The organism is Xanthomonas fragariae, assembly GCF_017603965.1.
Classification (GTDB): domain Bacteria; phylum Pseudomonadota; class Gammaproteobacteria; order Xanthomonadales; family Xanthomonadaceae; genus Xanthomonas; species Xanthomonas fragariae_A.
The window spans coordinates 3,703,739-3,717,673 of sequence record NZ_CP071955.1 but is presented as its reverse complement, the minus strand read 5'-3'; the positions used below and the strand labels follow the sequence as shown (position 1 = coordinate 3,717,673).

General features: G+C 62.0%; 11 protein-coding genes, 1 tRNA gene, 1 other RNA gene and 4 pseudogenes. 6 read left to right on the top strand and 11 right to left on the bottom strand.

The genetic code is table 11. The features are described 5' to 3' along the window. Window position 1: 1 nt before the first annotated feature. Both J5I97_RS17745 and J5I97_RS17740 read left to right on the top strand, forming a co-directional pair. Entirely contained in the window at window positions 2–892 is an 891-nt protein-coding gene (locus tag J5I97_RS17745) for an SPOR domain-containing protein (RefSeq protein ID WP_208587926.1), read from the top strand. 189 nt (window positions 893–1,081) lie between these two features. Then, window positions 1,082–1,157: transfer RNA gene (locus tag J5I97_RS17740), tRNA-Thr, on the top strand. A 109-nt stretch (window positions 1,158–1,266) separates the two neighbouring features. On the opposite strand, the gene J5I97_RS17735 is transcribed toward J5I97_RS17740, so the two are convergent. The 7 genes and pseudogenes from J5I97_RS17735 to J5I97_RS17710 form a co-directional block, all read right to left on the bottom strand. Continuing rightward, window positions 1,267–1,593, bottom strand: coding sequence for a hypothetical protein (locus J5I97_RS17735; protein WP_208587924.1), 327 nt, complete (start codon window positions 1,591–1,593; stop codon window positions 1,267–1,269). 79 nt (window positions 1,594–1,672) lie between these two features. Then, window positions 1,673–2,689, bottom strand: a complete 1,017-nt coding sequence (locus J5I97_RS17730) for an IS30 family transposase (RefSeq protein WP_208586408.1) — start codon at window positions 2,687–2,689, stop codon at window positions 1,673–1,675. A gap of 46 nt (window positions 2,690–2,735) precedes the next feature. Next, on the bottom strand, window positions 2,736–3,449 hold the full coding sequence (locus J5I97_RS17725) for a hypothetical protein (protein WP_208587922.1): 714 nt from the start codon (window positions 3,447–3,449) through the stop codon (window positions 2,736–2,738). After that, window positions 3,449–4,189, bottom strand: a complete 741-nt coding sequence (locus J5I97_RS17720; protein WP_238135574.1) for a transglutaminase family protein — start codon at window positions 4,187–4,189, stop codon at window positions 3,449–3,451. Before J5I97_RS17720 ends, J5I97_RS17725 begins: the two co-directional genes overlap by 1 nt. Beyond that, complete coding sequence (locus tag J5I97_RS20170; RefSeq protein ID WP_238135573.1) at window positions 4,143–4,412, bottom strand: hypothetical protein; 270 nt, start codon at window positions 4,410–4,412, stop codon at window positions 4,143–4,145. Before J5I97_RS20170 ends, J5I97_RS17720 begins: the two co-directional genes overlap by 47 nt. 156 nt (window positions 4,413–4,568) lie before the next feature. Continuing rightward, window positions 4,569–5,247, bottom strand: a pseudogene (gene tmk / locus J5I97_RS17715) (dTMP kinase). A gap of 332 nt (window positions 5,248–5,579) precedes the next feature. Next, window positions 5,580–6,925 (bottom strand): annotated as a pseudogene (locus tag J5I97_RS17710) (IS701 family transposase). 114 nt (window positions 6,926–7,039) lie between these two features. Here J5I97_RS17710 and J5I97_RS17705 point away from each other — a divergent pair. Both J5I97_RS17705 and J5I97_RS17700 read left to right on the top strand, forming a co-directional pair. Then, window positions 7,040–7,106, top strand: a non-coding RNA gene (locus J5I97_RS17705) — sX9 sRNA. Window positions 7,107–7,110: 4 nt separating this feature from the next. Then, window positions 7,111–7,488, top strand: a pseudogene (locus tag J5I97_RS17700) (alpha/beta hydrolase); the annotation flags it as partial. Between the two features lie 99 nt (window positions 7,489–7,587). On the opposite strand, the gene J5I97_RS17695 reads toward J5I97_RS17700, so the two are convergent. The 3 genes and pseudogenes from J5I97_RS17695 to fabR all read right to left on the bottom strand — a co-directional run bounded on the left by J5I97_RS17695 (window position 7,588) and on the right by fabR (window position 9,531). Beyond that, window positions 7,588–8,388 carry a hypothetical protein gene (locus J5I97_RS17695; RefSeq protein WP_208587919.1) on the bottom strand — a complete coding sequence of 267 codons (801 nt, stop codon included), beginning with the start codon at window positions 8,386–8,388 and terminating at the stop codon, window positions 7,588–7,590. A gap of 200 nt (window positions 8,389–8,588) precedes the next feature. After that, window positions 8,589–8,858, bottom strand: a pseudogene (locus J5I97_RS17690) (RtcB family protein); the annotation flags it as partial. Window positions 8,859–8,883: 25 nt separating this feature from the next. Beyond that, window positions 8,884–9,531, bottom strand: a complete 648-nt coding sequence (gene fabR / locus J5I97_RS17685; protein WP_208587917.1) for an HTH-type transcriptional repressor FabR — start codon at window positions 9,529–9,531, stop codon at window positions 8,884–8,886. Between the two features lie 93 nt (window positions 9,532–9,624). Between fabR and J5I97_RS17680 the strand changes: the two genes are divergently transcribed. Then, a complete protein-coding gene (locus tag J5I97_RS17680; RefSeq protein WP_208587915.1) occupies window positions 9,625–10,701 on the top strand; it encodes a ferredoxin reductase in 1,077 nt (358 codons plus the stop codon). Between the two features lie 9 nt (window positions 10,702–10,710). Beyond that, entirely contained in the window at window positions 10,711–11,835 is a 1,125-nt protein-coding gene (locus tag J5I97_RS17675; protein WP_208587914.1) for a fatty acid desaturase family protein, read from the top strand. Window positions 11,836–12,040: 205 nt separating this feature from the next. Here J5I97_RS17675 and J5I97_RS17670 read toward each other — a convergent pair whose 3' ends face one another. Beyond that, window positions 12,041–13,603, bottom strand: coding sequence for an EAL domain-containing protein (locus J5I97_RS17670; protein WP_208587913.1), 1,563 nt, complete (start codon window positions 13,601–13,603; stop codon window positions 12,041–12,043). Window positions 13,604–13,935: the final 332 nt, after the last annotated feature.

Genomic DNA, 13,935 nt, shown 5'->3' with positions numbered 1-13,935 from the left:
CATGTACGTACGCCCGCTTATCGTTGTCCTGGTCATCCTCAATGCCGGAGTGGCGTTGTGGTGGGCGTTACAGCCATCACCGGCAGCGCAGGTGGCCCCGGCACAGCCGGCCGGTGTGGCGCGGCTGGAGTTGCTGCCGAATGCGGCGCCGGAACTGGCGGGGGCAATGCCAGGGGCGGATGTAACCACGGCTTCGACCACCGCTTCGATTCCGGGTGCGATGCCTGCGGCAACATCAGCCGTGCAGGCAGCAGCGCCAGTTGCTAGCGCCGCCGCCGCAACTACGCCGGCTGCTACATCGACAACTGCGGTGGCCGAGGCGTCGCGTGTTGTGGCAGAGATTCCAGCGACAGCCAAGGTTGCCGAGACACCCGCCGACGTCGCTGCAGCGGCGTCGGCCCCAAAATCGCCATCCATCACGCCGGTACCCGTCCCCGCTACCGAGCGCTGCGCCAGCCTGGGGCCGTACGCGGCACGCAGCGATGCCGACGCTGCGCTTGCACGCATTCGTGGTCAGGCCAGCCGTGTCAGCGTGCGCGAGGACAAGGACGTCGGGGTCAGTACGTTCCGGGTGATGCTGCCGAACGTGGGCGATCGTGCGGCAGCACAGGCCTGGGTCAAGCGCATTGCCGCGGCCGGTATGGGCGATTACTACGTGATCGCGCAAGGCGAGGACAACACCGTCGCGCTGGGCCAGTACCAGAGTCGCGGGCGCGCCGAGCGACGCCAAGCCAGTCTGGTCAGCGCAGGTTTTCCGGCGCAATTGGTGCCCAGCGGCACCGGCCAGTCGCGCTGGTGGATCGATGTGCGCAGCACAGCGGCGGTGGCGACCTTGCAAGGCGTGGCAGGTGCAACGCGTCAACGATCGCTAGATTGCTCCGCGCTGCGCTAGAATGCGCACCGGCGCCCAACGCGCCTGCCTTTGCCGGCATAGCTCAGTTGGTAGAGCAACCGCCTTGTAACTCGGATGCGGTTGTTGTGGTGATAGGGCGAAAGGCTAAGCGCGGCAGGGCTTTAGGTTTGCCAGCGAGTAGACTGCGGGACAAGCCGGACACGGTTTGAGCAAGAGAAGTACGACATCGCCGCTTTAGCTCAGTCGGTAGAGCAACTGATTTGTAATCAGTAGGTCGTCCGTTCGATTCGGACAAGCGGCACCATCTCTCGTAGTCAGCGCCGCTTTGCGCACGTGTAAAGGGGGATCTGGGCGAGGTAGAGCGCCAGCGACACCAGCTAAGGAAATGGACGGTGATTTCATCGCTGCTGGGCTTACTTGTTATTCGGTCGCACGATCATCCAGAACGTCGCGGCTGTGATGGCACCAAAGAACGCACAAATGGCTGCGATAGCGATTGACGAGGCTGTCGCTGGCCCACTGGCGGCACCTTGTAGCGTCGGAAATACGAAGTAGGCGATGGCCGCGCCCGTAATCGTGCCGGCTATGAGGTATGGCCATACGCTTGTCCAGCCTTTGCTCTGAAATAGCAGGTGCATGGGTAGGCCGATAACGAGCATTGCGGGATACGCAATCATCGCAATCAGTTTCAGTGCCCATATCCCTTCGCTGGGATTTCCGAGCATAGACAAGGCCAGCATGAGCAACCCTGGTACCGAGGGCGCCAGTGCTAGCCCAAGCACTAGCCGCTTGGGGTTAGTTGTTGCAGACACGGTGGTCTCAAGATTCAAGTGCAACACGTGATTTGAAAGTTGCCAGTTCATGCTCCATCGCCTCGCTCGGCGTTTTCCATCCCAACGTCTCGCGTGGACGGGTGTTCATCAGTAATGCGATGTGATTGAGGTACTCCTGACTGACGGTGGACAGATCCGCACCCTTGGGCAAGAACTGGCGAAGTAGGCCATTGGTGTTTTCGTTGCTTCCGCGCTGCCAAGGCGCGTGTGGATCGGCAAACCACACATTGATGTTCAGTCCCTGCATCAGCTCGGCATAACACGTCAGTTCGGTCCCGCGATCATAGGTCAAGCTCGTTCGCATCGAAGCGGGAAGCCTTTTCATCTGGCGGGTAAACCCTTCCAGCGCATCGGCAGCCGTGCAGCCGTCCATTCGGCACAGCACCACAAAGCGCGTCTTGCGCTCCACCAACGTGCCAACGCAGGAACGATTGAACGCGCCCTTGATCAGATCGCCTTCCCAATGACCTGGAATCAGGCGCTGTCGCACGTCTTCGGGCCGGTGCACGATGCGTAGTTCCTCCGGCACCCAGGTGCGTTTGGCAGCGGTCGTACGCCGCAATCCCCGAGTAGGCTTGCCCTGGCGTAAAGCCTCCACCAGCTCCTTTTTCAGGCCACCGCGCGGGTGCGCATAGATCGTTGCGTAGATGGTTTCGTGGCTGACGCGCTGGGCAGAATCATCCGGATGCATGATCAAGAGCTTGGCAGCAATCTGCTGGGGCGACCAGCGCCACAGCACAAGATGATCACGCACCAGCTGGAACAAATCCGTCCCCGGGGTCAGCCTACGCCGCCGAACACTGCGCTGACGCCGCGCTTTGTAACGCCTGGCCGCATCTGCCGCACAGTAGCTCGTGGCGCCCTGCCTGACCAGCTCCCTGCTCAATGTCGATGGGCTTCTGCACAGAAGTCTGGAGATCGAGCGCAAGCTTTGACCACGCCGTGTTTCGATTTGCAGCACCGCGCGCTCTTCTGCACTCAGATGGAGATAGCTTTTTGACATGTGAACACCTTACTTGCTATGAGGGTGTTGCACTTGGAAGTTGAGTCTAAGCACTATCCTTCCCCGAAGCGCAGCCAGTGGGATTGGGTGTTCCTTGCTTCTGTTCGGTCCAGACACCGTTGATGGGTTTGGCAGTCCAGCTTCCAGGTGCCTGCAGCTTGGACGTGCCTTCGCCCCAGTTCTGGATGGTGGAGTTGCCGCTAGCATCCACGGTTGGCTGACGTACCACGATGCCGGATTCAAGCGGGTGCCCGGGGAGCGTGACATTCACCACAACCGGCTGGCCGTTGAGTTGGTTCGTCAAGCTGAAAGACGTTACGGGACTGATGGCTGCCGGACTGATACCGCCAATTACTGGGGTAGCGTCATTGAACGCGCCCTGCGGTGTCGCAGGTGAAGAAAAACCGGGGGTCGGGTTGTTTTTCACATAAGCCTGGTTTTGTTCGAGGGTCTTTCCAGGTGTGTTCGCTGGAACACTATACGCATGGTAGTTCGGAGACTTCGTGGTGAAGTCCTGGAAGCCCTTTTGCGCAGTGAAGGCCACTACATAGTTCGCCGTGGAGCAAGTAGTCGTGCCGTCTGTTGTGACGCAATCCCTACCATCCGGATCGGTGAATTTGTAGGGGTTGTTATTGGCGTAGGAATAGCGATTGAAGCTGGCACCCGTATTCGGGTTGGCTTTCACCGGATCGGTAGAAGCGTGTGCGGTGGTGGCTGCTAATGCCGATGCCAGTGCGCCACTTGTCAGGATCTTATGCATCACCAACCCCCTTGGCTCTGTACTTTCATGTTATTGAAGTGTTGCAAGTAACGCTGCCTTTCAGCCGGTCCCCATTGGCGCCACCCCAAGGCCTCGGCCTTTTCGTACCAGCCCAAATTTTGCTTACTGCAATCCAGATACTCGGCACGTAGCTCCAACGGTATCTGTTCGGCCTTCGGATACTTGGCCCTGAAACGCTGTTCGATGAGCAGGTAGTAGGCATCCCCACGGAAGGTCATCGCGTTGACATCCTTGGGGTTGGCCGCAAGGATCAAGTCGCTTGCTGCCAGCATGCGTTCGGCCTGCTTCCTCTCCCGGTAGTTGGGCAATAGGGAAGCGGTTGCGAACACGGCCACCGTTTCCCGTTGCGAGAAAGGGCGTAGAAACGTGTCGTTGCGCGTCGCCTCGGGCGGAATGCTCATGGCCTGCTCGTAGCCACTATCGGGATGGAACAAGGCGCTGGTGGCCTCGAAGTTCGTCCACTGGCCCCGTTCTTCGTCGCCGTATTTGACGATCAAGTGATACGGCGCCGTGGTCATGGTCAACGGCAAGCCCAGCCGCTGGCCGATGACCAACAAGGCGATCGGCATGATGACGCACTGGCCCTTGCGCGTGGCGAAGTAGTGCGACAGCAGACCTTTCTTGATGTCCTGGCCGAACGGGTCGGTGTAGTCGTATCCGAACGGCCGATGGTCATTCCACGGGCCTGGCTCGTAGAGCGTCGAAATGAGCAGGTCCATTTTTACCTTGCTTCGACGCACCGACTGGAAACCTGGCCCGCGCCTTCGCTGCCCACTGATCGACCTCGCGCAAAGTGGCGTCAGAGTCGATGGAGGGATCAATCATTCGGTCGATCGCGACCTTGGCGTTTGCCAAATCTATGGAACCTTCTGGCTGCAGCAGCAGGAGGCGCAGTGTTGTTTCCCAAGGAGCGGAGCTGCTCGCCCAGGCAAAATCAGCCATGAGCGCTAGGCACAAGCCCAGTATCCGTACAAACCGTCGGCACACATTTCTCCCCATCCTCCCTCCTTGACAAGCCTGCCGTATCCCGAATCACCGGCCCGTGCTAGTTGTCGACTGTTGCCTGCAGCGGGCTGCCGCTGCAGAGATTTCACCAAATTAGCCCGGGCGACCAGCCGACAGCAGTTCTAGTGCAGCCTTATCGGCGTCGGAGTGCGCATTGACCCTCAGCCGTTCAGCCACTGCTGCCACGACGATGGTGTGGGCCTGGCGCAGCACGCTGGCTGCATCGACGCTGGGGTCCACCACGTGTTTGCCTGGCAATTGCAGCGCGTTGAAGATGGTGCGCAGCGTTCCAGGTTGTCCTGGGTTTCGAAGTGATTGGGTGCGTCGCCGCGGGCGCGGATGCGGGCCAGGCCGGTGGGCGGGGCGGCAGATCGAGCAGTAGCAGCACGTCCGGGCGCGGCGCGAACGCGTTGCGTTCCAGCAGGTCGTCCAGCGGCAGGCCGGCGGCGCCCTGGTAGGCCACCATCGGGGGGAAATAGCGGTCCAGGATCACGATGTCGCCGCGTGCTAGCGCGGGCGCGATCAAGGTGTGCACATGTTCGTGGCGGTCGCGGATCAGCAGCTCGGCTTCTGCGTCCGCGCTCAGGCGGCCGGCGGCGGACTAGCGCAGTTGGGTGCCCCAGGGGCCGTTGGTCGGCTCCTTGCTCAGTACGACGCGGGCGCCGGCAGCTTCCAGGTTGGTGGCCAGGCTGCGGGCGAGGGTTGTTTTGCCGGCGCCGTCGATCCCTTCGATCGCGATCAATAAGTCGCCGGGCTTCAGTTCGATTGTCATCGCGCTACTGTAATCGATGGATCAGCATTCCGGCGTCGCCCTGGCAGGTGCCCTGCAGTTGACGATCCCCGCGCGGGTTGGGGTCTCCGCCGCTACTCGCCACCGAAGCGGCGCTGCTATCGCGCGCGACGGCTTGTGCCGAGATTGCTGGGTGCTTCTGTTCGCAATATGCGGCCGCTATGCGGCGAAGCTCAACGTTTAGGACTGCAGGTGAGTTGAAAAGGAGCCGACGCAGACATTAAGCCTGCGTCGTTGCGGACCAGAAGGCACCCCGATCTTGCCGAGCTCTAGTCCTACTATGTCATTAAATCCGCAGATGCGGAGGCATCCCGTCAAGTAGTGCCGCTGCGATGTCCATGGCGATTGTCCAGCGCAGCGTCGTGATCGAGTCGCTCGCGTGGCGCTGGGCGCGCGATTGCCTTGCCGCGCGGTCGGTAATTCTCGGGTAAGGGAGATTCCGCGCATTCCGAGGGTTTTTTTGATGCGCCCCGCGCAAGCGTTCAGCAACCAGGTACCCATAGGCAGCGATGCATAACCTCGCGTGATGATGGAAGCCCCGCCAGCCACGGCCTTGGTAGTGATCCAGGCCAAATTCCTGTTTCAGATCCTGATAATCGCGTTCAATCCGCCAGCGCGCCTTGACCGTCCTTACCAGATCCTTGCGCGGCGTGTTTGCCGGCAGGTTGGACAGAAAGTATCGGGTCGGCCTGTCTTGGCCTTTGGGCCATTCGATCAACAGCCATTCCTCCTGACGCAAGCGATCACCTTGTGCTGCACGTACGCGTACGGCGGCGAAACGTCCCGACAACGGTGCGTTGCCGCCTTCCCGCCACGCGACTGTCCTGAAGGCGCGGGAGGGTAACGACAGCGCCAGCGCTTGCACCGACTGTGGCTGATGGTCGGCTGTACGACGATGGCGAACCGGAGGTCGGCCTTGGCCTTTCCACGCCGCCGGCGATTCGGGCCTTTGTCCGGGCGGCCAGACTTTCACGCTCGACACGATTCCCACCGCATAGTTCAGTTCCAGGCAAGCCAGCGCGTCACGCCAGGCCGTATTGCTGCCATAGGCTGCATCGGCCAACACCGTGCCGCGCGCCACTCCCGTGGCATGGGCTGCTTTCATCTGCGCCAGTGCGATCTGCGGTTTGGTCGCGAACTCAATCTCGTGGGGAATTCCCGCTTTTCCCCGGCGTGCTGCATCGCTGGCCCAGTCTTCAGGCAGATACAGCCTGAAAGCGATCGGAATGCTCGCTGCCGGCGTCGCCAACGATACGCTCACGGCCACCTGGCAATTGTCCTGCTTGCCGATCTCGCCGCAGTCCTGTCGGGCCACACCGACCGAATGCCTGCCCTTCTTGCGAAAACCCGTGTCGTCCACGATCCAGTACACCTCGTCTTTCAAATCCAGCAGCGACGAAACGTACTGACGAACCCGCTCCAACATGGCCGCATCGGACCACTCTGATTTGGCCACGAAGTGGTGCAAGGCTTGATGGCGAGCCCTGGTTCGAAGCGGATCCAGATGAGCAGCCAGGGGCTCAACACTCTTGCGCTCCAAAGGCAGCATCAACGCACTGCAATCGCCTCGCAGGCCCGCAGTGCGGTCAGCATGACCGAGCGCGGCGGAGAGTTCATCGAGATAAGCGGAGAAACGCGCTTTGTTGCTGACTGCGGCCATCACGATCCCGCCGTGGGAGAGACTGCTTGCAGGATAACCTATTTATGACACAGTAGGACTAGCAAAACGACTGTGCTCACCGCCAGGCTGGCGCGGTCGGTGCTCGGGATCGGTATGTCCCGCGCGTACACGGCGGTCGCTCCGCGCCCATCTGGCGACTGCGCGCTACGTTTTGTTAGCGCCTCTTAGGGTGCATCTGTACGATCTTCGATCTGCGTGGGTACGAGAGCTGTGCATCGATGCGTCAGGTCGTGATGTGGATGCGCATTCGATCCCGCTGGTAGAACTGAGTCATGGCGGTTATCTGGCGTATTGCTGACGCGCGAGTGGCCGATGGAATGTCTGGCGTTGCGTTCCGCCCGCGCTCTACAAGGACGAGCACTGGGAGGTGCCCAAAGCTCAGCCTCAATGCCGATCCGGATCTGATGGCTTATCGTCAGCGCAGCTTGAGCCCCACCGGCAACATCGCCTTGGCGGCATGCGCCGCGTATCAGGGCGATGTGCTGCTGGTGGAGGCGGAGAACGATGTGATCGTGCCGCATTCGGTGCTGCGCAATTCAGCAAAACGATCTCGGTAATGTGGGACGGGCCCAATTGGGCCCGTTCTGTTTCGACTCAGAACACTTGCACAGCTTCAGAACAGTGATGTGCTGCCCCAGCAGTTACACGCGGAGATCGGTCCGATTGGGGCGTACAGCCTCGTCGTGATGTTCAGAGTCGAATGCCTCGCGCACCGCATGCTTGGCCTTTGCCCAGCTCAGATGCGAATTTGCCTTGAAGCGGTCCCAGCCGTCGCCCAGGTCGCGTTCCAGATGGTCGTCCCACTGCCGGCCGGCGTACTGCTGACGTGCCTGCATGCCATAGCGATACGCCGGACGATAGTCGTCATAGGAGTAATCGGCGTCGCGATAGCTGGCGCTATCGAAGCGGCCTTCGTAGTGGGTGTCGCTATCGCGATACACCGTGTGGGTGCGATCAGCGCGTTCCCAGGCATCGCGCGCAGCCAAGCGTGCCTCTTCCCACTCCAGGCGCGATTCGCCACGGTTACGCGGCCATTCGCCAGCCAGCGTGGCCTCGGTTTCTTCCCAGGTGCTGGTGGGGCGGGTTTCGCGGGCCTGCAGGCCGAAGCCATACACGGTTGCGTAATCGCGATCGTAGTTGGTGCCCTCCTTATAATAAGAACGGTTCCGATGCTCCTGGCGCCAGTATTCGGTCTCCACCGTCGGGTCGAGGCGCTCGGCCACGCCCTTGCCGGCTGCGGCACCGGCGACCACACCGGCCACTGCGCCGATCAAGGTGCCGAGCGGGCCGAACACGGTGCCGGCCACCGCGCCTGCCGCTGTACCGCCAGCAATGCCACCGATGCTTACGCCAACCGGATGGGATTCGGGTGCACCTGAGATCGGGTCACGGTTCAAGTCCTGTGCTTCTGCTTTGCGTTCCTGCTTGTCGAGATTGCTCATGCCGCCTCCGGTTGCCTGATGGATGGGTCCTGTGGAAACAGGCCACTAACGTGGCGCAACCATGGCGTTGCCAGAGTGAAACGCGTGTGCTTGGATGTGAGTGTCGTCACGACAAGACTGAACTGTGCATCCGCCATAGAGGGTGAGGTCGCCAGCGCGTTGTCGTCACGAGGAAAGGGCGCAGGCGTGACTGTTGTTGACCCCTTGACCCACCGCACCTGACGCAGCGTATGCAGTACATCGACCAGATCGCGTTGCGCGGCCATGACAGCATCGATCGACTTGGACGCCGCTGGCGATTCGGCGATCACGGTCGCGTCCTTACGGCATTTCACATGCGCGGTGGCCTCGCGGTGCTGTGCCAGCGTGATCCGCTGACGTGCAGCGGTTCTGCTCATCGCCCGGCCCGCGCCGTGGCTGCCGCTGTAGAAGCTCTCTGCGTTACCGGCCCCACGCACGATGTAGCTTCGGTGTCACAGACACACACCCAAAAAATCAACCGCTGTGCGTGCCCAATGTGCGCGCGCCGGTCAAAATCATGCGCAGCATCTGCGAGATCTGCTCGACCAGTTCGGGATCTTTCTCCGGAGGCGAGTCCATTGCGACCGCGCCCATCGCAAACACCAGCCGGGTGATCGCCTTGGACACCAGCGCCGGTGCATGCAACTTGGCGTTGTCGGCGGCGGCCAGGCGGATCAGGTCCACGCGCAACTCGTCTTCGAAATAGCTGAGCTCGTGCTCTACCGCCTGCTTGAATGCATCCGATCCCACCGCGCCCTCGCGCAGCAGTACATGCAGCAACTTGTCGTCGGCGCGCAGTTGCTCCATGAACGCCTCGACCGAGACGCGGATGACGCTGCGGTCGGTGGAGGTGGCGCGTTGGCGGGCCTGGCCGATGATGGTGCGCAGCGAACGCCCGGCCAGATCGATCAGAGCCACGGCAAGCTCGTCCATATCGCGGAACTGGCGATAAAAGCTGTTTGGCGCGATGCCGGCTTCACGCGCCACTTCGCGCAGGCTCAGCGTGGACAGGCTGCGGTGCGGCCCGATCAACGACAGCGCCGCGGCGATCAGATCCTCGCGGGAAATTGCCGGCTTGCGTGACGGCGGCGCGTCGTGGGTAGGCAGGGCGATGGGGGTCATGAGGGCACAGCCGGGCGTGGCTGTGAATCATAGCCTCTTAAGCCGATATACAACTGTATACACGTCTGTGCATGCATGCGTATAGTGTGTCCTATGAGCCTGCCATCCACTCCCAAGTTTAAGTCTCCGTTGCCCGCACGCCTGGCGCGTCGGTTGGTATCGCCGCAATTGTTCGATTTCTGGGCAAGCCGGATCAACCCGTTGTGGACGCTGGAGCGGTCGATGGCCCGCCTGGTCGACCGTAGCGCGGCCAGCCGCGACGCGGTCACCTTGGTATTTCAGCCCAACGCGCATTGGCAGGGCCTGCGCGCCGGGCAGCACGTGAGCCTGGGCGTGGAGGTCGACGGTCGCCGCCTGCTGCGCAGCTACAGCCCGACCGTGCTGGCCGATGGTCGCCTGGCGATCACGGTCAAGGCGATCGAGGGTGGGCTGGTGAGCCGCTACCTGGCGCACGATGCAGCGCTGGGCACGGTGGTGTCGCTTGACTCGGCATTCGGCGACCTGCTGCTGCCGACCATTCCGACATCGCTATTGCTGCTGGCGGCCGGCTCGGGCATCACGCCGATGCGCGCCTTGCTGCAAGCCGCGGCGCAGGCCGGCATGCCGATGGATGTGGACCTGCTGTATTGGGTGCGCCAGCGCGACGAAGCCTGTTTTGTCGAAGAATTCGACGCGATGGCCACTGCGCATTCGCGCTTGCGTGTGCGTCTGCTCACCACCCGCGAAGGCGATACGCCGGCCGCGCGCGTGAACACCTATCCGTTGGATCAGATCGCCGATCTATCCAACCGCCACGTCATGGTTTGCGGCCCCGGCGGTTTCGTGCAGGCAGCGCGCGAGCGCTTGCAATGTCGCGTGGCCGCATTTCAGGCCGAAGCGTTCAGCGTGCCGGCGCTTGACAACAGCGAGGCGGGCGACGTGCAGGTCCAGCTGTCACGCAGCGGCCGCACGTTCACGCTGCCGTGCGGCAAGTCGCTGCTGGAAGGGCTGGAAGCGCAGGGCCTGCGCCCCAAACATGGCTGCCGCATGGGCATTTGTAATAGCTGCGCCTGTGCGCGCCAGTCCGGCACCACGCGCCACCTGTTGACCGGTGAGCGCAGCAACGAACCCACCGCACAGGTCCGCCTGTGCATCAGTGCCCCGAGCACTGACCTGATCCTGGATCTGTAAGGAATCTTCATGAGCCGAGTCCACAACCGTGCCCTGTCCGCTGCTGAACTGCAGTCTTTCGGCGACGAACTCGATGCCATACGTGCCCGCGTGCAAAGCCAGGTGGGCGCCGACGATGCGCGTTACATCCGCCGCATTGTGGCAGCCGTGCGCTGGACCGGCGTGGCCGGCCGCGCGCTGTTGTTTCTCGGTGCGTTCGTGCACAGCGTGTTGATCCCCGCGTGGATCGCCGGCGTGGTGCTGCTGACGCTGTCCAAGATTCTGGAGAACATGGAGCTGGGCCATAACGTGATGCACGGCCAGTACGACTGGATGGGCGACCCGCAACTCAACGGCAATACCTACGAATGGGACATCGTTGCCACCGGCGACAATTGGCGCAAGACGCACAACTTCAAGCACCACACCTACACCAATGTGCGCGGTATGGACGACGACATCGGCTACGGTCTGCTGCGTATCTTCCCCGAGCAGCGCTGGCGCCCGTTTTACCTGATGCAGCCGTTCGTGGCGGTGATGTTCGCGCTGCTGTTCGAATGGGGCGTGGCCATCCAGGACCTGCGTCTGGGCCGCTGGTTTGCCGGCAAGATGAAATCGGGCGAACTGCGCGCTTTATTCCTTCCGGTCGGCCGCAAGATGGGCCGCCAGATGCTCAAGGACTACATCGTGTTCCCGCTGCTGGCAGGCCCGTTCTTCCTGACCGTGCTGTTGGGTAACCTGGCTGCTAACGTGCTGCGCAGCATATGGACCTTCGTGATCATCTTCTGCGGCCATTTCACCGCCGATGCGGAAGTGTTCCCGAAGGAATCGATCCGCAACGAGTCGCGCGGTCATTGGTATCTGCGTCAGCTGCGCGGTTCGTCGAATCTGACCGGCGGCAAGCTGATGAATGTGCTGTCGGGCAATCTGAGCCACCAGATCGAGCACCACTTCTTCCCAGACCTGCCGGCCAATCGCTATGCGCAGATCGCGGTCGAAGTGAAGCAGATCTGTGCGCGCTACGGTCAGCACTACAACACCGGCTCGCTGCCGCGTCAGTTCGGTCAGGTGATGTGGCGGATCGTGCGGCATGCCTTCCCAAGCCGGCCCAAGCCGGTGCACCACCAACGCGAGAGCGCTTTGCAAAGCGCTTGATTGAAGAGGCCTCCGCGATTGGCGGCCTTTTTATCGGCTTTATCGGATTCGCCTAGAGCGACGAACAACACTATTGTCGCCGCCAAGTGTGCAAGGCCGGTGTTCGGGAATCGGTATGCCGCGTAGCCAGCGATGCCTGCGCTCAGTCCCCACATATCTGACACCGCTTGCTGGTGTTATCGGCCGCACGTGGCGCCGACGTTGATCAGTGTGTCGCGCCGCGCATCTGCGCGTGATAGGCGATAAAGCCGGTTGCCGGCAACGCGCGCGAGAACAGCCAGCCCTGCGCCAGGTCTACGCCGTGCGCGCGCAGATAGTCGAGTTGCTCCTGCCGCTCGACACCTTCGGCAATGGTGCGCAGCTTCAGTGTTTTAGCCATTTCGATGATGTGCGAGGTCACCGCACTGGTGGCCGAGTGGGTGCCGATGGTGTCCACGAACGACTTGTCGATCTTCAATGCATCCAGCGGCAAGCCTTGCAGGTACTGCAAGCTCGAATAGCCCGTGCCGAAGTCGTCGATCGATACCGTGTGGCCGGCGCTACGCAGGTGGGTGATGGTGGTGCGCGCGGCATCGATGTCCATCAGGCTGCGCTCGGTCGCTTCCACCCACAACTGCCCGCTGTTCACCCCGGTGCCCTGTAGTGCCTGCGCAAGCACGCTCTGCACGCGACCGCTCTTGATGTCTCCGGCCGACACGTTGATTGCCACGTGCAACGATGGATCCGTTGACAAGGTCGGGCCAAGTTCGCGGATGACTTCGGCGACCACCAAGTCGGTGATCGGCTGGATCAAACCGCTTTCTTCGGCCAGTGGAATGAAGGCATCCGGCGGCACCAGCACGCCATCGGGTTGCTGCCAACGTACCAGCGCTTCGGCACCGACGCAGGCGCCGGTATAGAGCGCGATGATCGGTTGGTAATGCACGATGAACTCGCCACGCTGCACGGCGATTTCCAGCCGCGCCAGCGGCGACAAGCGTCGCCGCGACACCCAGATCACCAGGCTGACCAGCAGCAGCGCCACTGCGATGCCGATCGGCACCACCTGCAGCCGCGCAGCCGCCAACGGCCCACGCAGATACGCCAATGGCTCGGTAACCACAGCGGCCCAGTCGCCACGCCGGTCGCGGCCGGACAACACCTGCCGCAGCGTGGAGCCATCGGTCGAGGTGTCGGACGAGGGCTCGATCAGCAATTGTTCGGCGGTGGTGCCGGTGCTGCTGAGGATGTGCCCGCCCGGTGTGCCGATCGCTAATTGCAGGCCGGGTGGGATGTTGATGTCGGTCAGCATGTTCGGGTTGACCAGTACGTTGTAGTTGCCCAACTGCAAGGCCATCAGCGGATGCTGCGGATTGGCCAGCGGGCGCAGCCGCGTGGTCACCGCGATGCCGCGCTTGACCACAAAGTCCGGCATGCCCTGTGGAATGCTGTCGAGCAGCTGCCCCCACGAAGTACAGCGCAACCGGCGTTGCTGAAAATGCCCCAGTTCCACGACGTAATGGCTGGTCATTACCAGCGCGCGCATCTGCGCCAGATGTGCTGGCGAGCAGGGCGGAAGCTGCGAGCCGGCCAGATTCAACAGCGCGCCATGCGCCTCGTCGAAGGCGCTTTCGGTACGTCGGATCGATAGTGTCGCCAGCTGGCTGAGCCTGCTCTCTTCGCGCGATAGCGCCAGCCGCCACGCCAAGTAGTAGGACAGGCCGATCGGGAGAGTTGCGCACAGCGCTACCAACAGCACAGTCACACTGATAATGCGTTTACGCTTCACGTTACCAACCGCATCTGTATGGTTGCCTGTTCACGCACGGCTCCCGGAGCAATGCGGACAGGACGCGCGTCCACAGATGGCCGACACAGGGTTCCCAAGCGCGCGCGGACGCCCCGCACGCAGCGGTTGGTGACCAGAGGCATGGACTGATGAGGCTGCACGTCACGAATGTACGCCAGATGCGTGGATTGCGCGCGTTTGTGGAGCGAAGCGGATGTGATCTTTTTGCCGCTCATCATTCGCTGCGCTGCGGCATTGGGTAGGTCGATGGATTCACACGCCTGCACACGATGGCGCGCTAGGGTCGGCTCGTCTGCGCTCCCGCACGGGGG

Bases quoted from the DNA above. Each gene is read 5' to 3' on its own strand.
- J5I97_RS20170 (WP_238135573.1), bottom strand. From the start codon at position 4,412: ATGGCTGATTTTGCCTGGGCGAGCAGCTCCGCTCCTTGGGAAACAACA.
- J5I97_RS17730 (WP_208586408.1), bottom strand. From the start codon at position 2,689: ATGTCAAAAAGCTATCTCCATCTGAGTGCAGAAGAGCGCGCGGTGCTG.
- J5I97_RS17725 (WP_208587922.1), bottom strand. From the start codon at position 3,449: ATGCATAAGATCCTGACAAGTGGCGCACTGGCATCGGCATTAGCAGCC.
- fabR (WP_208587917.1), bottom strand. From the start codon at position 9,531: ATGACCCCCATCGCCCTGCCTACCCACGACGCGCCGCCGTCACGCAAG.
- J5I97_RS17745 (WP_208587926.1), top strand. From the start codon at position 2: ATGTACGTACGCCCGCTTATCGTTGTCCTGGTCATCCTCAATGCCGGA.
- J5I97_RS17695 (WP_208587919.1), bottom strand. From the start codon at position 8,388: ATGAGCAATCTCGACAAGCAGGAACGCAAAGCAGAAGCACAGGACTTG.
- J5I97_RS17720 (WP_238135574.1), bottom strand. From the start codon at position 4,189: ATGGACCTGCTCATTTCGACGCTCTACGAGCCAGGCCCGTGGAATGAC.
- J5I97_RS17675 (WP_208587914.1), top strand. From the start codon at position 10,711: ATGAGCCGAGTCCACAACCGTGCCCTGTCCGCTGCTGAACTGCAGTCT.
- J5I97_RS17735 (WP_208587924.1), bottom strand. From the start codon at position 1,593: ATGCTGGCCTTGTCTATGCTCGGAAATCCCAGCGAAGGGATATGGGCA.
- J5I97_RS17680 (WP_208587915.1), top strand. From the start codon at position 9,625: ATGAGCCTGCCATCCACTCCCAAGTTTAAGTCTCCGTTGCCCGCACGC.